The sequence below is a fragment of the Leisingera sp. S232 genome (assembly GCF_049800895.1).
GTDB lineage: Bacteria > Pseudomonadota > Alphaproteobacteria > Rhodobacterales > Rhodobacteraceae > Leisingera.
In genome coordinates, this window is sequence record NZ_JBNAFX010000004.1 from 117,435 (window position 1) to 136,072 (window position 18,638).

Annotated in this window: 17 protein-coding genes; 10 read left to right on the top strand and 7 right to left on the bottom strand. The window is 59.9% G+C overall.

What is annotated here, in order from left to right:
• Positions 1-72 precede the first annotated feature (72 nt).
• Complete coding sequence (locus ACP151_RS04780; protein ID WP_424977718.1) at positions 73-1,272, top strand: hydantoinase/carbamoylase family amidase; 1,200 nt, start codon at positions 73-75, stop codon at positions 1,270-1,272.
• 89 nt (positions 1,273-1,361) lie between these two features.
• Here ACP151_RS04780 and ACP151_RS04785 read toward each other — a convergent pair whose 3' ends face one another.
• The 3 genes from ACP151_RS04785 to ACP151_RS04795 form a co-directional block, all read right to left on the bottom strand.
• A complete protein-coding gene (locus ACP151_RS04785; protein WP_424977719.1) occupies positions 1,362-1,589 on the bottom strand; it encodes a WGR domain-containing protein in 228 nt (75 codons plus the stop codon).
• Between the two features lie 133 nt (positions 1,590-1,722).
• The gene (locus ACP151_RS04790) at positions 1,723-2,427 is read right to left on the bottom strand and encodes a response regulator transcription factor (RefSeq protein WP_424977720.1); all 705 of its coding nucleotides are present in this window, start codon (positions 2,425-2,427) and stop codon (positions 1,723-1,725) included.
• Positions 2,424-4,325 carry a PAS-domain containing protein gene (locus ACP151_RS04795; protein ID WP_424977721.1) on the bottom strand — a complete coding sequence of 634 codons (1,902 nt, stop codon included), beginning with the start codon at positions 4,323-4,325 and terminating at the stop codon, positions 2,424-2,426. The genes ACP151_RS04790 and ACP151_RS04795 overlap by 4 nt, the downstream gene beginning before the upstream one ends.
• A 455-nt stretch (positions 4,326-4,780) precedes the next feature.
• Between ACP151_RS04795 and ACP151_RS04800 the strand changes: the two genes are divergently transcribed.
• Entirely contained in the window at positions 4,781-6,745 is a 1,965-nt protein-coding gene (locus tag ACP151_RS04800) for an AMP-binding protein (RefSeq protein WP_424977838.1), read from the top strand.
• Positions 6,746-6,798: 53 nt separating this feature from the next.
• Here the strand turns inward: ACP151_RS04800 and ACP151_RS04805 are convergent, their stop codons facing one another.
• Positions 6,799-6,984, bottom strand: coding sequence for a hypothetical protein (locus tag ACP151_RS04805; RefSeq protein WP_424977722.1), 186 nt, complete (start codon positions 6,982-6,984; stop codon positions 6,799-6,801).
• 88 nt (positions 6,985-7,072) lie between these two features.
• On the opposite strand from ACP151_RS04805, the gene ACP151_RS04810 reads away from it, so the two are divergent.
• Positions 7,073-7,891 carry an ABC transporter ATP-binding protein gene (locus ACP151_RS04810; RefSeq protein WP_424977723.1) on the top strand — a complete coding sequence of 273 codons (819 nt, stop codon included), beginning with the start codon at positions 7,073-7,075 and terminating at the stop codon, positions 7,889-7,891.
• 102 nt (positions 7,892-7,993) lie between these two features.
• Complete coding sequence (locus ACP151_RS04815) at positions 7,994-8,980, top strand: branched-chain amino acid ABC transporter permease (protein ID WP_424977724.1); 987 nt, start codon at positions 7,994-7,996, stop codon at positions 8,978-8,980.
• A gap of 27 nt (positions 8,981-9,007) precedes the next feature.
• Here ACP151_RS04815 and ACP151_RS04820 read toward each other — a convergent pair whose 3' ends face one another.
• A complete protein-coding gene (locus tag ACP151_RS04820; RefSeq protein WP_424977725.1) occupies positions 9,008-9,340 on the bottom strand; it encodes an SHOCT domain-containing protein in 333 nt (110 codons plus the stop codon).
• A gap of 102 nt (positions 9,341-9,442) precedes the next feature.
• Here ACP151_RS04820 and ACP151_RS04825 point away from each other — a divergent pair, with 102 nt between their 5' ends.
• From ACP151_RS04825 to ACP151_RS04850, 6 genes are all read left to right on the top strand, one after another.
• Positions 9,443-9,706, top strand: a complete 264-nt coding sequence (locus tag ACP151_RS04825) for a hypothetical protein (RefSeq protein WP_424977726.1) — start codon at positions 9,443-9,445, stop codon at positions 9,704-9,706.
• Positions 9,707-9,777: 71 nt separating this feature from the next.
• A complete protein-coding gene (locus ACP151_RS04830) occupies positions 9,778-10,854 on the top strand; it encodes a branched-chain amino acid ABC transporter permease (protein WP_424977727.1) in 1,077 nt (358 codons plus the stop codon).
• 92 nt (positions 10,855-10,946) lie between these two features.
• Entirely contained in the window at positions 10,947-12,230 is a 1,284-nt protein-coding gene (locus tag ACP151_RS04835; RefSeq protein ID WP_424977728.1) for an ABC transporter substrate-binding protein, read from the top strand.
• A gap of 107 nt (positions 12,231-12,337) precedes the next feature.
• The gene (locus ACP151_RS04840) at positions 12,338-13,186 is read left to right on the top strand and encodes an ABC transporter ATP-binding protein (protein ID WP_424977729.1); all 849 of its coding nucleotides are present in this window, start codon (positions 12,338-12,340) and stop codon (positions 13,184-13,186) included.
• A 17-nt stretch (positions 13,187-13,203) separates the two neighbouring features.
• Complete coding sequence (locus ACP151_RS04845; protein WP_424977730.1) at positions 13,204-14,421, top strand: phenylacetate--CoA ligase family protein; 1,218 nt, start codon at positions 13,204-13,206, stop codon at positions 14,419-14,421.
• Between the two features lie 157 nt (positions 14,422-14,578).
• Positions 14,579-16,258 (top strand): ABC transporter permease, encoded by a 1,680-nt coding sequence (locus tag ACP151_RS04850; RefSeq protein WP_424977731.1) that lies wholly within the window; start codon positions 14,579-14,581, stop codon positions 16,256-16,258.
• A gap of 21 nt (positions 16,259-16,279) precedes the next feature.
• Here the strand turns inward: ACP151_RS04850 and ACP151_RS04855 are convergent, their stop codons facing one another.
• Positions 16,280-17,140, bottom strand: a complete 861-nt coding sequence (locus ACP151_RS04855) for a CobW family GTP-binding protein (RefSeq protein ID WP_424977732.1) — start codon at positions 17,138-17,140, stop codon at positions 16,280-16,282.
• A 218-nt stretch (positions 17,141-17,358) separates the two neighbouring features.
• A complete protein-coding gene (locus tag ACP151_RS04860) occupies positions 17,359-18,375 on the bottom strand; it encodes a Fe(3+) ABC transporter substrate-binding protein (RefSeq protein WP_424977733.1) in 1,017 nt (338 codons plus the stop codon).
• Positions 18,376-18,638 lie beyond the last annotated feature (263 nt).

The following is an 18,638-nucleotide window of genomic DNA, read 5'->3' on the forward strand; positions in this document are numbered from 1 at the left end:
TTGCATGTATCAATTTCATTGCCGCGATGAGAAGCCTGCCGCAGTGTACAGTTGCCAGATTGGAGATTTGCCATGCCCTTAAATCCACAGCGCTTCCTTGATGACCTGCACAGATTGCGCAGCTTCGGTGCATCAGGGGATGGCAAAGGCGTGGTGCGGCAGGCATTTTCAGACGCTGACATCGCGGCGCGCAAATGGCTCGCCGGGCGGATGAAAGACGCGGGGCTTACGCCGCATTTCGACCCGATGGGAAATGTGTTCGGACTGGCTGGGGAGCAAAGCCTATTGGTGGGGTCGCATAGCGACAGCCAGCCTGAAGGCGGCTGGCTGGATGGGGCGCTGGGGGTGATCGCAGGCCTGGAAATTGCCCGCGCGGCCATGGAGGACGGTGGGCCCTCCATTTCCTGCGTCAGTTTTCAGGATGAGGAGGGTCGGTTCGGCGTGCTGACAGGTTCGGACATCTGGTCCGGCAAGCAGACACTGCAGGAGGCGGATGGGTTTTCTGACACCAAAGGAAACAGGCTGGCAGAGATGCGGCAGCTGCTGGCAGATCAGGCGGGAGACTTCCTGCCGCTCCGGAGGTTCACCGGCTTTCTGGAACTGCATATTGAGCAAGGCCCCTATCTGGAGGAAACCGGTCTGGGGCTTGGGATTGTGACGGACATCGTCGGCATCCGGGATATGCGGATCATCTTTGAAGGACGGCAGAACCATGCAGGCACCACGCCGATGAATCTGCGCCGGGATGCGTTTCAGGCGTTGTCTGCCTTCAGCACTGCGCTGAACAGCAGGTTTTCAAATGTCGTCACGCCAGCCACTGTCTGGACCATCGGACATGTGAACTTGCATCCGAACGCACCGTCGGTGGTGCCGGGACGGGTGGAATTTTCCATGCAGTGGCGGGACGCTGAGGCAGACCGGCTGCAGAGGATGGCGGCCATCATCGAGGAGACAGCCAAAGAAACGGCTGCGGATCACGGTGTGGCCTTGGCAATGGGGCCGGTGATGGGAATTGAACCTGCGGCAATGGATGCCCGGTTTCAGGCAGAGCTGGCTTCGGCGGCAGAAGCCTTGGCGCCTGGAACGTGGCAGACGATGCACTCTGGCGCATTGCATGATGCGGCGAACATGGCAGCTGTCATGCCGACGGGAATGCTGTTTGTTCCGTCCATCGGCGGCATCAGCCATGCTTTTGACGAAGATACGAAAGAAGATGATCTGCTGCTGGGTCTGAAAGTTCTGGACCGCGCCGCCCGGGCGCTGGCGGCGTAATCTGCAGACGGAGGGCACTCCCGCCTGCTCCAGGCCATCCCGGGGGATGGCCCTCACAGTTGGGCCGGGCGCCGCTGGCGCGGCGCAGGTCAGGCCCGCCCGTAGCCGCGTTTTATCATCCGGTTGCGGTGCTTGTCAGCTGCCAGAGAAGCTTCGCGCAGATTGCCGTAGTTGTTGATCACGCTTTGGCCGTTGCCGCCGGCCACGCCCCATTCCCGCAGCACGGAGACTTCGGAAAACAGGTTCATCGCCAGTTCAATGCGGTAAAACCGTGCCGGGCGCGAGGGGACTTGGCGGTAGAGCAGACAGGTGGCCATGCGGTGATTCTACGACAAGTGATTCGCGCAGGCAAGAAACTCTATGCTCTCTGGGTCGGCGAACCGTGTCAGCCCGCGGAACCTGATCCGGTCAAAAAGTCAGGGCAGGTTTGCGGTTTTCTGTCTTGAGAGGTTAAGCCCAATCCACATCGCCCAAAAAAATGTAGCCTGCGCCGTAAATAGTCTTGATCAGTCGCGGATTTTTGGGGTCTTCACGCAGTTTGGTGCGCAAGCGGGAGATCCGCACGTCCATGGCCCTGTCGAAACTGTCGCCAGCCGCCCCGCCCAGCATCTCCTGCATCTGCGCCCGGGAGATCAGACGTTTGGGACTGTCCAGGAACAGCCGCAAAATCTCCCCCTCGGCGTGGGAGAACGGAACTTCGACACCTTGGGCATCCTCCAGAACGTAGCGGTCAAAATGCGCAGTCCAGCCGGCAAACCGTGCCGTTTCGCAGGCAGGAGCCGCAGAGCGGGGGCCGCTGCGCAAGCGGGCGCGCACACGGGCCACCACTTCTGCCGGATCAAACGGCTTGGTAATGTAGTCATCGGCGCCCAGTTCCAGTCCGGTCACCCGGTCCTGCACTTGCGCTCTGCCAGAGATGATGATGACCGCAGCGCCCTGTTCCAGCGCCAGCCGGTGCACCAGTGCCAGACCGTCAGTGTCTGGCAGTGACAAGTCCACAAGGCAAACATCCGGAGTGACCCGGTTCAGTGCCGCCTCGAATTCCCGGGCGCGGGCAAAGCTTTGGGTCCGAAAACCCGCATCTTCCAGCGTTTCGGTCAGGATCTGCCGGATTTCCGGCTCGTCATCCAAAATCGTGACCAGGGGCTGTGTCATGCGGCAGGCTCCGGTTTGATCAGCTCGGAGAGCTGGTGAATGGTGAAAGGTTTGCGCAAAACCGGACCGCATTTCAATGCCTTGCGAAACAGCGGATCGCTTGCGGGAAGCGATGTCATCAGGATGCAGGGCAGGCCGGATTCATCCAGGCGTGCAGCCAGATCGACACCGGTTGCCGGGCCTTCCAGCTTGATGTCTGACAGCACCAGAACGATGTCAGGCAAATCAGCGGTCAGGGCGCAGGCTTCGTCCACACTTGCGGCTTCGATCACCGAATAGCCAAGGTCAATCAGCATATCCCGGAAAGCGGCACGCAGCTCCGCACTGTCTTCTACCAGCAGCGCCATGCCACCACTGGCTTCTGGGGCTGGGCGGTACGGCAGACGCAGAGTGATCGACGCACCAGTGATCCCGTTGCCAATCCGTATGTCGCCGCCGGCCAGTTTGGCCATGTCATAGACCATCGGCAACCCCAGCCCCGAGCCTTCGCTGCCCTTGGTGGTGAAAAACGGGTTCAGTGCCTTCTCCAAGGCTTCCGGCGAGAACCCGGGGCCTGTGTCCGTGATGGTGATTTCCACCCAGGTCAGGCCAACAGTGTGAGCGCTGACCGTGATCTGGCCGGAGGTGCCGCAAGCGTCGCGCGCATTCAGGATGAGGTTCAAAAGCGCATCCTGCAGCTTGCCAGCGTCCAACAGCAGCACCTGATCTGGCAGGTTGTCGAGAATGCTGAGGCCAACCCCTTGCGGTAGGGATGGCGAGGCAAGCACTTTCAGCTCATCCAGCAGGGCGTGCATGTCTGTGGCCTGGGGGCGCAAGGAGCGTTGGCTGGTCATTTCGGCAATCCGGTTCAGCAGCCTGCCACCGCGCCGGGCTGCCGACAGGGTGCCCTGCACCAGGGGTCCCGCATCGTCTGGCAGCGCCATTTTCTCTAGCTTGCCTTGCATGCCCAGAATAATTGTCAACAGATTGGAAAAGTCGTGCGCCAGGCCGCTGGTCATTTGCGCCGCCATCTCGCGGCGGCGGGCCTGCTGCAAGGCCACTCTGGCCTGGGTTTCTTCGGTCACATCCATCGACAGTATGTAGACACCGCCGTGCTGATCCGGGGTGAAGGCCACCCGGATGCGGCGGCTGCCATGGCTCTCGGTGAACTCGAATACCGGGCTGCTGCCCTTGTAGGCAGCTAAGAGATGCGGCTCGATCCGTTCAAAGGCTCTGTCTCCCAGCGCGTCGGAGATGTGCATGCCCAGAATGTCGGACGGGCGGCCGGGGAACACTGTGCTCAGTCGGCGGTTGGTATATGTGTAATACCCATCCCCATCCACATGGGCGATATGGGCGGGCATCATTTCTGTTGTCAGGCGGGTGCGGCCTTCGATTTCGGTGAGCTGCCGCTTGGTCTCTTCCAGCGCAGTGTTGGTGGCCTCCAGCTGCCGGTTCGCGGCGGACAGGTCCTCGGTGTGAGCGATCAGCCTTTCCGACAGTTCCTCAGACCTCGAGCGCAACAGCTGCTCTGCCTGTTTGGCCCGTGTGATGTCAGTGTAGACGGTAACCCATCCGCCCTGCGGCAGCGGTGAGCCTTCAATCGAAATGGTCCGCCCATTGGGCCGTTCGCGCTCCAGATAGTGCGGAACGAAATCCAGTGCCTGGCTGACCCGGCTCCGCACGATTTCCTCAACATCCGTTTCCGGAGCATATTCGTCTGCCTCGGCCAGATAGCGGATGGTGTCGGCAAAGGACGCGCCAGGCTGCACCAAATGGTCTGGCAGGTCGAACATCTCCTGGAACCGCCGGTTGCACACTGCCAGTCGCAGGTCGTTGTCATAAATCGACAGCGCCTGGGCGATCAGGTTCAGCCCGGCGGTGGTCATGGCGGCGTGCTGTTTGCTGGTCCGGTTCATGGCTCTCCCCGGTTTATGGCTAGCACCGGGGCCGGTGCGGGGCAAATTGCCATTCAGCCGCGGCGGTGGGTTTGCCGCCGCGTAACGCATGTAGTCGCCTTCTGATTGTCGGCCGGATTTTTGCAACATTCCCGGTCTCAAACCCTTTTGGCCCGCTTGTTTCAAAACGCCCTGCGCAGGCCTGATTCGGAACATGGCCGATTTGGTTGCATGCCGCACAAACAGGGGCGGGCGGGAGGTGTGCGGCGCAGAGTTTCACGGTTCCGGGCTGACGGGCCGGAATGTAACGGGCTTGAAAGTAAAGGAAATTAGGCTGTTACAATTTGTAAGATTTGGGAAAACATCAGGAAAAAGTTGACGGGCTATCCTGCCGCTGTCCCTAATCGGGGCCAGAGCCGCGAACAGCGGCCGGTCCGGCAGCAACGCCGGAAAGGGAGGGAAGAAAGTTGGCTCAGATGCAGATGGGCGCCGAGGGGATGCAATCCCTGCCGGCGCTGCTTCAACGCAATGCGGTGCAATTCGCAGACGCGCCGGCCTACCGGGAAAAGGAATTCGGCATCTGGCAATGCTGGACCTGGGCCGAAGCGGCAAAGGAAATCGAGGCGCTGGCGCTTGGCCTGGTCAACCTAGGCGTGAACGAGGGTGATTTCGTCGCCATCATCGGCCGCAACCGCCCCTATCTCTATTGGTCGATGATTGCCGCTCAGGCGGTCGGAGCCGTTCCGGTTCCGCTCTATCAGGACGCGGCGGCCGAGGAGATGGCCTATGTGCTGGGCCATAGCGGCGCGCGCTTTGTGATCGTGGGCGATCAGGAGCAGGCAGACAAAGTGATCGAGGTTCAGGATCAGCTGAATCAGTTCGAACATATGATCTATCTCGATCCACGTGGGATGCGGAAATACGACCACACGCAGCTGCATCAGTTCAGCCATATTCAGGATCAGGGCCGGGCCGCCTATGATGAGCTGATCGGCGAGCTGGCCAAACGCCAGGCCAAGCTGGATTACGACAGCACTTGCGTAATGCTTTATACCTCCGGCACCACCGGCACGCCAAAAGGCGTTGTTCTGTCGAACCGCAATGTGATCCAAAGTGCCAAGAATTCGGCTGAGTTTGACCATCTGACGCAGGGCGAAAACATCCTGTCCTATCTGCCAATGGCCTGGGTCGGCGATTTCATCTTTTCGATTGGCCAGGCCTTATGGTGCGGTTTCTGTGTGAACTGCCCGGAAAGCCAGGACACCATGATGACCGACCTGCGGGAGATCGGCCCGACCTATTTCTTTGCGCCGCCCCGGGTGTTCGAAGGCCAGCTGACCAATGTGTTGATCCGGATGGAAGATTCGAGCGCCCTGAAGCGCAAGATGTTCCATCATTTTCTGGCGCATGCGAAAAAAGTTGGCGGCGAGATTTTGGACGGCAGGCCAGTTGGCCTGATGGATCGGCTGAAGTATGCGCTGGGCGATGTGCTGGTTTACGGCCCGCTGAAGGATACGCTGGGTTATGGCCGCATCCGTGTGGGCTATACCGCAGGGGAGGCGATCGGGCCGGAGATCTTTGATTTCTATCGCAGCCTAGGCATCAACCTGAAACAGCTCTACGGCCAGACCGAGGCCACCGTATTCATCACCGTCCAGCCTGATGGTGAGGTGCGGGCCGACACCGTTGGTGTGCCGGCGCCAGAGGTCGAAATCAAGATCGGTGACAATGGCGAGATCTACTACCGTTCGCCTGGCACGTTCGTTGAGTATTTCAACAATCCCGACTCCACCGCCTCTACCAAAGATGCAGAAGGTTGGGTGGCCACCGGTGATGCCGGCTTCTTTGAAGAAGGATCAGGCCACTTGCGGATTATCGACCGCGCCAAGGATGTGGGAAAGATGGCCGATGGGGCGATGTTCGCACCTAAGTACGTTGAAAACAAACTGAAATTCTATCCAGACATCCTGGAGGCGGTCTTGTTCGGCAATGGCCGGGACCGCTGCGTGGCCTTTATCAACATCGATCTCACAGCTGTTGGCAACTGGGCGGAGCGCAACAATATTGCCTATGCCTCCTATCAGGAGCTGGCAGGCCACCCGCAGGTGCTGGAGTCGATCCGGTCGCATGTGACGGCAGTGAACCAGTCAGTTGCAGAGGATGAAATGCTGTCTGGATGCCAGGTGCATCGCTTTGTGGTGCTGCACAAGGAATTGGATGCTGATGACGGGGAAATGACCCGTACCCGCAAGGTGCGCCGCCGCATTGTGGAGGAGAAATTCGCCGACATCATCACCGCGCTTTACGACGATTCTGAGCAAATTTCGACGACAACCGAAGTGACCTATGAGGATGGCCGTAAGGGCTCTATCAGTGCCACGCTGACAATTGTCGACGCGGAGGTTAAGCCGGGTGCGATTCACAAGGTGGCCGCGGAATGAGGCACCTGTCGCTGGAGCGAGATCTGCCCCGGGCCGGACTGGCCGGTGAGCTTTCAGATCAGGTCGGGGTTCAGGCCGGGGTTGAAAGCCGTGTTGACCACCTGCTGAATTTTGAACGGGGCGCTGAACCCGTGTGTCTGCTCGATAATCGAGGTCAGACTCTCGGATTGGCTGAGGCCCATCTGTTTGCATTCAAGCGCCATCTTCAGAAGGCAGGAGTGCTCAAGTTCGCCAAACATTGTTTTGGTCTCCTTACTGCTCGTTTTGAACAAGTATCGCTAGGAAAGCTTAAAATTTCTATGCGGCAAAAATATGGAAGCGGTTGTTATGCTTGATAATTCCTTAAGCTATGTCACAGACGACGGCCGCACCATCGGCGGCGTGGTGATGGAGATGAAGAACATCACCCTGCGGTTTGGCGGCGTGGTGGCGATCCAGGGTATTTCTTTTGACATCCGCGAGGGTGAGATCCGCGCCATTATTGGTCCCAACGGGGCCGGCAAATCCTCGATGCTGAATGTGATCTCGGGCTTTTATGTGCCGCAGGAAGGCGAGGTGCTGTTTCACGGCAAAAAGCGCCCGCCAATGCGCCCGTATGAGGTGGCGCGCCAGGGCATCGCACGCACCTTTCAGAATATCGCATTGTTCGAAGGCATGAGCGTTCTGGACAACGTCATGACCGGGCGGCTCAACCATATGAAAACAGGTCTGTTTTCGCAGGCTTTGTGGAAGGGAAAGGCGGAGAAGGAAGAAACGGAGAACCGCGAATTTGTAGAGCGGATCATCGACTTTCTGGAGATCCAGCACATCCGCAAGACCCCGGTATCCCGGCTGCCCTATGGCCTGAAGAAACGGGTCGAACTGGCCCGTGCGCTGGCGGCCGAACCCAAGCTCTTGCTGCTGGATGAGCCGATGGCCGGCATGAACGTCGAAGAAAAAGAGGACATGTCCCGCTTCATCCTGGATGTGAATGATGAATTCGGCACCACCATCGCCCTGATTGAGCACGACATGGGTGTTGTCATGGATCTTTCTGACCGGGTCGTGGTGATGGACTACGGAAAGAAGATCGGCGACGGAACGCCGGACGAAGTGCGCAACAATCAGGCTGTGATCGACGCCTACCTGGGGGTCAGCCATGACTGAGCCGCAGTACAGCAGAGCCAGCCGACGCAGGAGTGACGTCCGTCCATCCGCTGTGCACCCGCTGTGCACCGCCGCAGTGCAGAAATCAGAGGAGCGCCTCTAATGCCCGAACAACTCATCTTTGCGATGGAAGTAACGCTGAACGGTCTGATGGCGGGCGTGCTTTATGCATTGGTCGCGCTGGGGTTTGTCCTGATCTACAAAGCCTCAGGCATCTTCAACTACGCACAGGGCGTGATGGCGCTGTTTGCGGCCATGACACTGGTCGGCATCATGCAGGGACAAGTGCCTTTTGCGCATCTGATCAATGCGGTGTTCGGCGGTCATATCACCCACTTCGGCTGGAATGTTCCGGGTGTCGTGGCGATTGGGCTGACGGTGGCGGTGATGGTTCTGCTGGCCTGGCTGGTGCAGGTTCTGGTGATGAAACATCTGGTGGGCCAGGAGCCGATCATTCTGTTTATGGCCACCATTGGCCTCGCTTATTTCCTGGAAGGCGTGGCCGATCTGATGTGGGGGTCCGAGATTAAGACCCTGGATGTGGGCCTGCCGCAGGGCATCAACCTGTGGATTGACGAGACCACCTACAACATCTTCGGCTACGGCTTCTTTATCGACAATCTGGATATTGTGGCGACGGTGATTGCAGCGCTGTTGGTGGCGGGGCTGGTCTGCTTTGCCCAATACACCAAACAAGGCCGGGCAATGCGCGCGGTGGCGGATGACCATCAGGCGGCGCTGTCGGTGGGCATTTCGCTGAACTTCATCTGGGTGCTGGTGTGGTCGGTGGCCGGGTTCGTGGCGCTGGTTGCGGGCATCGTCTGGGGCACCAAATCTGGCGTGCAGTTCTCGCTGTCGCTGATCGCGCTGAAAGCGCTGCCGGTTCTGATGCTGGGCGGATTTACCTCGATCCCCGGCGCCATTGTCGGCGGGCTGATCATCGGTGTGGGCGAGAAACTGTTCGAATTTGCCATCGGCCCGCTGGTCGGCGGCGCGACTGAGAACTGGTTTGCCTATGTGCTGGCGCTGATCTTCTTGGTGTTCCGTCCGCAGGGCCTGTTCGGGGAGAAAATCATTGAACGGGTCTGAGATTCATATGATCGCCGGACGGTCTGTTCAGCCCTCGAGCTTGCGAAAGGCCGCAATGACGATGGCGGCAAAGATGCAGGTGACCAGTGTGAAAGCGATGGTGAGGTCTCCGATCAACTGCCCGGCAAGGAAGGTCAAAAGACCTGCTGCGCAAAGGCCGATCATCATCAGGCCCCATGGGCCCGGCGCCGCATTGGAAGCCCTGCGCGGCGGTTGTTCGAACTCGAACGGCGGCAGCACGGTTGCGTCCTCAATCGACTCGAGCAGTCGGCCCTTGCTTTCGGCGTATTCAGACGCCGAAATTTCACCTTTCTCCCGGGCAGCTTCCAGCCGCCGGACTTCCTCCAGAATTGCGGTCATTCGTTCCACTCACTTTACCCAGGCACAGGGTGGCAAAAAGAAATGGGCAAAATGTGTCCAAATCCGAATTTCTGCCAAATTGGTTAACGGCGGAGGCGGGGCATGAGAAAGGCAATTGCCATCATCAACATGATTGCCTTGGCGGGGTTCTGGTCCTTTGGCTTTCTTGCGCTGACGGCAGAAGGCTATTCGCAAGAACAGCTTGTGACCGCAGCCCAGCTGGCGGCATCGGGGATGATCACCGGCATCTTTACCTATCTGCGGCTGGTCCGCAGCAGCGAGCAGAGCGGCTATGCCAGGCCCTCAGCACGGAGGACACGTCAGCAGCGTGATGCGGCGCAGGCCCAATGGGGGCAAATCGTATGACTGCCACTGGAACAATCAGAACAAGCGCCCGCTCAGGGAGCCGTTTGCAGAAGAGAGGGAGCATCTGAGACATGTTCTACCGTGAAGCCGGGGATTTCAAAGTCTCCTATGTCGATGACAGCCAGACCTTTCCGATCAAATTCGACCGCTATCGCTACTACGTGGTGCTGGCAGTTGCCTTCGGGCTGATCCCGTTCTTGATTAACGATTACTGGGCCAATGCGATCCTGCTGCCGTTCCTGATCTATTCGATTGCGGCGATCGGGCTCAACATCCTGGTCGGCTATTGCGGGCAGGTTTCCCTGGGCACCGGCGGGTTCATGGCTGTGGGCGCCTATGCCTGCTACAAATTGATGACCGCCTTTCCCGAGGTCAGCATGTTCATCCACGTGCTGCTGGCGGGCGGGATCACCGCCGGCGTCTGTGTGCTGTTCGGTCTGCCGTCCCTGCGCATCAAAGGGTTCTATCTGGCGGTGGCAACCTTGGCGGCGCAGTTCTTTCTGGTGTGGCTGTTCAACCGTGTGCCGTGGTTCTACAACTACTCCGCTTCGGGGCAGATCAATGCGCCGGAGCGCGACACTTTTGGCATCGTTATCACCGGTCCCAATGCATCTGCCTGGGCCACCTATCTGTTTTGCCTGGTTTTCCTGGCATTTTGCGCGCTGGTTGCCCGCAACCTGACCCGCGGCACGGTCGGGCGCAGCTGGATGGCGATCCGCGACATGGATATCGCCGCCGAGATTATCGGGGTGAACCCGCTGAAGGCCAAACTGACTGCCTTTGCCGTATCTGGTTTCTTTATCGGTATTTCCGGTGCGCTGTTCTTTGCGGTGTATCTGGGGGCGGTCGAGGTCGGCGAGGCCTTTGGCATCACCAAGTCGTTCCTGGTGTTGTTCATGGTGATCATTGGCGGGCTGGGTTCGATTTTCGGCTCCTTCGCAGGGGCGGCCTTTTTGGTGCTGCTGCCGGTGGTGCTGAAGGTGGTTGGCGTGGATCTGCTGGGCTGGCCCACTGATATCGTGGCGCATTTCCAGCTGGTGATCGTGGGCGCGCTGATCATCGTCTTCCTGATCGCAGAGCCGCACGGCATAGCGCAGCTGTGGCGCGTGGCCAAGGAGAAGCTGAGACTGTGGCCCTTTCCGCATTGATGCGGGTACGGCTGAAAAAACTGCGGGGAGAAAAACAAGACGAGCCCCCGCATCTTGCGAACATCGGACAAAACCAAGGGAGGAAATAGCCGATGAAAATGAAACTGACCACTCTGGCGCTGAGCGCCGTGATGGCTGCAGGTCCGGCGATGGCGGACCTGGTGTTCCCCTCGCTGAGCTATCGGACCGGGCCTTATGCCGCCGGAGGCATTCCCTTTGCGGATGGCTATGCAGACTACTTCACTCTGCTAAACGAACGGGATGGCGGCATCGGCGGTGTCAAAGCCAATGTGATAGAATGCGAGACCGGCTATAACACCGAAAAAGGTGTGGAATGCTATGAATCCACCAAGGGGCAGGGGGCACTGATCTATCAGCCGTTGTCCACAGGCATCACCTATCAGCTGATCCCCAAAGTGACCGCAGACGGAATTCCGCTTCACACCATGGGCTATGGCCGGACCTCGGCTGCCAATGGCGAGGTGTTCAGCCATGTGTTCAATTACCCGGCGAACTACTGGAACGGCGCATCGGGTGTGGTGAACTACCTTCTGCAGGAAAACGGTGGAGACCTGAACGGCAAAAAAATCTCGCTGATCTATCACAACTCGGCTTACGGCAAGGAGCCGATCCGCACCTTGGAGGAGCTGTCCAAGAAGCACGGGTTTGAGCTGACGGCTTTGCCGGTAGACCACCCAGGTCAGGAGCAAAAGTCCCAATGGCTGCAAATCCGCCGCGATCGCCCGGATTTTGTTGTGATGTGGGGCTGGGGCGTGATGAACCAGGTGGCGATCCAGGAGGCTGCCAATATCCGCTTTCCGATGGAGAATTTCATTGGCGTCTGGTGGTCCGGTGCCGAGCATGACGTGATGCCTGCGGGCGACAAGGCTAATGGCTATAAATCAGTGACTTTCCACAACGTCGGTCGCGACTTCCCGGTGTTTGACGACATCCAGGCACACGTGGTCGACAAGGGCCTGGCCGCAGGTTCAGGCGATCAGATCGGCAATGTGCTGTATAATCGTGGCATGTACGCGGCGATGCTTGCAGCCGAAGCGGTGAAGACCGCCCAGGAAATGCATGGCACAGCCGATATCACCGCTGCGATGATGCGCGACGGCATGGAAGCACTGGTGATTGATCAGACCAAGATGGAAGCGCTGGGCATGCCGAACTTCGGTCCGTCCTTCAACGTCACCTGTGAGAACCATGGCGGCCCTGGTTTGGTAGGGGTGACCCAATGGGATGCCAGCAGCAAGGCCTGGTCGTTGATTTCGGACTTCGGCCCCACGGACACAGAGGTGATCGGCAAGTTGGTCAATGAGGATTCAGGCGCTTACGCGGCCGAAAACAACATCGAGCCGCGCTGCAACTGATGAGCTGAAGCAGCCCTTGAGGGGGCGCAGAGAAACCGGCGCGGCGGGAAATCGCCGCGCCACCGGAACCAGCCGGGCCTGCCCGGACCGCATGAGGACACGCTTTTATGCTGGATGCAGCGAATACCGCCGCCGAACCTGCTGATGTGCAGGCTGAGACCCTGCTGGAGGTCAACAATATCGAGGTGATCTACAATCACGTGATCCTCGTTCTGAAGGGCGTGAGTCTCAATGTGCCCAAAGGCGGCATCACCGCATTGCTGGGTGGCAATGGGGCGGGCAAGACCACGACGCTGAAGGCGATATCGAACCTGCTGCATTCCGAACGCGGCGAGGTCACCAAAGGGTCAATCAAGTACAGGGGCGACCATGTACATGAGCAGGACCCGGCGGAACTGGTGAAAAAGGGCGTCATACAGGTGATGGAAGGCCGCCATTGTTTTGAACATTTGACGGTGGAGGAAAACCTGCTGACCGGCGCCTATACCCGGAGCGATGCCAGTGCCGATATCCAGAAAGATCTGGAGAGGGTCTATCACTACTTCCCGCGTCTGAAAGAGCGCCGCAGATCGCAAGCCGGATACACTTCGGGCGGTGAGCAGCAGATGGTGGCAATGGGCCGCGCGCTGATGTCGCGGCCGGAAACGATCCTGCTGGACGAACCCTCGATGGGGCTGGCGCCGCAGCTGGTGGAGCAGATTTTCGAGATCGTGAAATCGATCAATGAACAGGAAGGCGTGACCTTCCTGCTGGCAGAACAGAATACCAATGTGGCACTGCGCTATGCCCATTACGGATATATTCTGGAATCCGGTCGTGTGGTGATGGACGGACCTGCCGCCGAGCTGCGGGAAAACCCGGATGTGAAGGAATTCTACCTGGGCATGTCGGATGAAGGCCGCAAAAGTTTTCGCGACGTGCGGTCATACCGCCGCCGCAAGCGGTGGTTGAGCTGATGCGGGATGGTGATGTGATGAGCTTTTTTGACACGTTAGAAACCCGCAGCGGAGATGAACGCGCCGCAGACCTGGCCAAGGCGCTGCCAGAGCAGATCGCCCGTGCCCAATCTGCTCCGGGGTATGCCGGACTGTTGGATGGGGTGGAGCCCCGGGCAGTAACTTCGGTTGAAGCGCTGGCCGCGCTGCCCGTGCTGCGCAAGTCGGAACTGAGCCGCGCGCAGGCAGAAAACCCGCCCTTTGGCGGCTTTACCGTTAAGCCCGCGCATGGCTTTGCCCATGTGTTCCAAAGCCCTGGCCCGATCTACGAGCCGGGCGGCGTGGATGGTGATTGGTGGCGGATGGGGCGATTCCTGCACGCCGCGGGGATCGGTCAGGAAGACGTTGTGCAAAACTGCTTCGGCTACCACCTGACGCCAGCTGGTATGATCTTCGAAAACGGTGCGCGCGCTGTGGGAGCAGCAGTGCTGCCTGCCGGCACCGGGCAGACTGAGCTTCAGGTGACGGCCGCACGGGGCGTCGGCGCTACGGCCTACGCAGGGACCCCCGATTACCTGAAGGTGATCCTGGATAAGGCGGACGCGATGGGCGTCGAGCTGGTGATCTCCAAGGCTGCCGTGAGTGGTGGCGCGCTGTTCCCCTCGCTGCGTCAGGAATATGCGGATCGCGGTATTTTTTGCCTGCAATGCTATGCCACTGCGGATCTTGGCAATATCGCCTATGAAAGCCCGGCGATGGCGGGGATGATCGTTGACGAGCACGTCATCGTCGAGATCGTCACCCCGGGGACTGGCACCCCTGTTGGCGCGGGTGAGGTGGGCGAGGTCGTGGTGACCACGCTGAACCCCGATTATCCGCTGATCCGCTTTGCGACCGGTGATTTGTCGGCGGTGATGCCGGGCGTTTCACCCTGTGGCCGGACAAACATGCGGATCAAGGGCTGGATGGGCCGCGCAGATCAGACCACCAAGATCAAGGGCATGTTTGTGCGTCCCGAACAGGTGGCGACGCTGGTGGCGAAACATGACGAGATCGTCAAGGCCCGGGTCATTGCCAGCCGCGACGGAGAGATGGATGCCATGACGGTGCAGATTGAGGCAGTAGGCGGCGATGCCGCGGCTTATGCCAGTTCGGTGGTCGAGGTTCTGAAGCTGAAGGGCAAAATTGAAGTTGTTGCCCCGGATGCGCTGCCCAAGGACGGGCTGGTGATCGAAGATCAGCGTGCCTACGACTGACACACTTGCAAAAACTCGGGGAGCGGGCGCCGGAGATTGGCGCCCGTAGCTTGTCTGGGGGTACAAAGAACTCCGCTGCGCTTTCCGGCTGGAATTTCTGACTGGAATAGTCGAAATAGGGCGGTGAAACTTTTCTGCCGGACCCTGACCGCCGCATATGACTGCTGCACATGACCCAATAGAATACGCGCCGCATGGGAGCCGCCGCGCAGGCAAGGCCGGCGGCACTGCTTTTGCGGTTCTGGCTTGGGCGGTTGCGCTGTCTTGCCTGCTGCCGATGGCGGCTGTGGCGCTGGCGGCGGCGTTTGGCGGAACGGGTACGATCAGCCATCTGGCTGCAACCGTGCTGCCGGCCTATTCGCTGACGACGCTGGCGCTGGTCGCCATGGTAGCGCTTGGCACATTCTCAATAGGAACCGGAGCAGCTTGGCTGGTCACGATGACCCGGTTTCCGGGAGTGCGGCTGCTGGAGGTGGCGCTGGTGCTGCCGCTGGCCTTTCCGGCTTATGTGCTGGCGTATGCCTATACCCATATCCTGGATCATCCCGGCATTGTGCAATCCATTCTGCGCGAGGTGACAGGATGGGGGCCGCGGGACTACTGGTTCCCGGAGATCCGCTCTGCAGGTGGGGCGGCGGCGATGCTGGTGCTGGTGCTGTACCCCTATGTCTACCTGCTGGCGCGGGCCGCCTTTATGCAGCAAAGCGCCGGGGCGTTTCTGGCGGCGCGGGCGTTGGGCAAGAACTCCTGGCAGGCGTTCTGGCTGGTCAGCCTGCCGATGGCGCGGCCTGCGATTGCCTCGGGCGTGCTGCTGGCAGTGATGGAGACCATCGCGGATTTCGGCACGGTGTCTTACTTCGGGGTACAGACATTTGCCACGGGCATCTACACAAGCTGGTTTTCACTAGGCGACCGGGGCGGAGCGGCACAGCTGGCGCTGTGTTTGTTGGGCTTTGCGCTGACGCTTGCGGTGGTGGAGCGGGCAACGCGCGGGCGGGCAAAGTACCATCATGCAGGCAAGCATCACAATCAGATGCCGCCGGCCAGGCTGGGTGGTATCAAAGCAGCGGTTGCGATCTTCTTTTGCGTGGTGCCAGTGGTTCTGGGGTTCCTGCTGCCGGTGGCGGTGCTGTTTGCGATGAGCTTTGAGTCCGAGCAGAACCTGTTCAGCCGCCGCTACATCGATTTCACAACCAATTCGATCACATTGGCAACAGCTGCTGCAGTCCTGACCGTGGCGGCGGCAGTGTGCCTCGGCTTCTATCAGCGGCTGCGGCCAGGCCGGCAGTCCGCCACTGCGGCCTATTTTGCGCGGCTGGGCTATGCGGTGCCGGGTGGGGTGATTGCGGTAGGGCTGATCGTGCCTTTTGCGGCCTTTGACAATGCGCTGGACGCCTGGATGCGGGAGGTCTTTGGTCTCCGCACCGGGCTGCTGGTGACCGGATCGATCTGGCTGCTGGTTGCGGCTTATGGCGTGCGGTTCATGGCGGCTGCATTGGGCGCCTATGAGGGTGGGCAGGCGACGATGCACTCGAATATGGATGCGGCGGCGCGGTCACTGGGGCAGGGCCCGATGGGGATGCTGCGCCGGGTGCATCTGCCGATCCTGACGCCCAGTCTGCTGACAGCGCTGCTGATTGTCTTTGTCGACGTGATGAAGGAGCTGCCCGCGACCCTGATCATGCGACCGTTCAACTTTGATACGCTGGCGGTGCAAGCGCATCGGCTGGCCGCAGACGAGCGCCTGGAGGGCGCCGCGGTGCCTTCGCTGGTGATCATGGCGGTGGGGTTGCTGCCGGTGGTTCTGATCTGCCGCCAGGTGGGGCGGCGGCGGTAGAAGCACCTGGGTTGGAGCGGCTTATGCCGCCCACCAGGTCTCAATATCTTCGCGGGAAATCCGGTCGGCCGGCCCCAATCCCACCAGCACGGTTTCTTCAGCTTCACAGCGCCTGGCCTCCACATGGCGTCCCACGACATGCAGTTCATACGAACCGCCAGTGGTCAGCACGAAGCCTTTCATCCGGTAAAGACCAGTAGGCCGCTCTGCCAGCTTGTCCCCCAGCGCCCGGCGGTCCAGCACGGTGCGGCTGCGGTGCTGCCAGGTGGTGTAGGCGGGGTGGGCGGCAACCGTGCGGCCTTTGGGCAGCGGCACCACATCGAACAGAAGTTCTGCCACCGGCGAGTCGTTGAGCGCCGTGGGCGTGCGGGCGCCCGCCTTGGCCAAAAGCGCCGAAAACTCTGCAGTCAGCTCATCACATTTGGTCGCAATCACCAGATCTGCGGCGCGGATCTGCTGCTCTGCCTGCGGGGCCACCAGCGGGTCGTTCAGCAAGGCCTCGGCGTTTTCTGCATCTACCAGAGAGACGATCCCGCCGTAGCTGAGGCCGCCTTCATTCAGCACCGATTTGGCGATGGCGATCGGGTCCGAAATGCCGCTGGCCTCAATGATAACGTGGTCAGGGCGGTCCGGCCGGTTCAGGATTTCGCGCAAGGCAAAGGAAAGGTCATCGTCCATGGTGCAGCAGACGCAGCCGTTGGTCAGGGCAATCTTGCCGCCTTCGGCGTCCTGGATCAGGGCGTCATCAATGTTGATGGCACCGAAATCGTTCACGATCACAGCAAGCTTCAGCCCGTGACCTTCTGCCAAGAGTCGGTTGATCAAGGTGGTCTTGCCCGCACCAAGATATCCACCGACAATTGTAACCGGCAGCCTGTTCATGACAAAAACGCCTCTTGGGCGCAGTGTGCCTGCAACTGCATGAGTCCACCCCTTCATTCAGATGCGGGGAGCTATAGGGTGCTGATGCCCGAGGGTCTAGTAAAAGAGATGTGTGGCGCTGCTTGGCGTCACAATGCCGCGTGTTATCGCTTTTGAGGTGCGTCGAAGCAAAAAAGGCACGGCCTTTGCCGCGCCTTTCCGCCGATTTTAGCCGGAGATTACTTCCAGCCGACGTCGTTGAAGATCTTCTGGGCCTCGGGCAGATTCTTGGCGACTTCGGACAGATTCACGTCATCCGGCTTGAAATGCCCAAGTGCCGCGATCGACGGCGCAAGGCCGACACCGGACACGGCCGGGTATTCGTCATTGCCAGCCGAAAAATACGCCTGGGCGGAATCGCTGGAGAGGTACTCGAGGAACTTGACCGCGTTCTCCTTGTTCGGAGCGTGCAGGGCCACGCCGCCGCCTGACAGGTTCATATGCGCGCCTTCGGTGTTCTGGGCGGGGAAGAGCCAGCCGATCTGATCACGGTTCTCCGACACGCCCTTGACCTCCTTGCGGATCGAACGGGCGAAGTAATAGCTGTTCGCCACGGCAATATCGCATTCGCCGGAAATGATGCCACGCATCTGGTCCGTGTCGCCGCCCTGCGGGTCACGGGCCATGTTGGCAACCACGCCCTCGGCCCATTCACGTGCCTTTTCCGAGCCATGGTGGGTCACGATCGAGGCCAGCAGGGTCTGGTTGTAGGTGTTCTTGGACGAGCGGATGCAAACCTGGCCCTTGTAGGCGGGATCGGCCAGATCCAGGTAGGTCTGCGGCGGTGTCGCGACCCCGTCCTTGTCATAGAAGATGATGCGCGCGCGCTGGCTGAAGCCGAACCACTGGTTGTCCTCATCCTGCAGGTAGGCCGGAACGCGGGTTTCCAGTACGTCGCTGTTGATGCTTTGCAGGACACCTGCCTCCTTGGCACGGGTCAGGCGTGAAGTATCGACGGTGATCAGAATGTCGGCCGGGGAGTTCTCGCCCTCGGCGTTCATCCGGGCGATGAGCTCATCTGCATTGCCTTCGATCCGGTTGATAGTGATGCCGGTTGCCTGTTCGAAATCCGAGTAAAGCTGCTCATCCGTGTCATAGTGGCGAGAGGAGTAAATGTTCAGCTCACCTTCGGCTGCAGCGGTGGTGGCAATGGCTGCAGTCAGCGCGCCGGCCAGTACGGTTGTGGCTTTCAGCATGGGATGTCCCGTTCTTAGTTAGATCAGTTTTCCGACTGAAAGAGTCAATTAAAGCATCTGGCGACAGATGCAATGAATTTCCGACTGAAACAGTCAGAAGGTCGCACTCTGCTGCTGCTTGGCCAGGCTGGCAGGCCCCTCCCGCCCGTCGCCGGATCTTCGGAAAGATCCGCTCCCGTTGGGCGTGGGGCCCCCCCCCGCGCGGGGGCCCCCCCCACCCCCCCCCCCGGACCGCGCAAAACCCGGGGCCGGGGGGGGGCGCC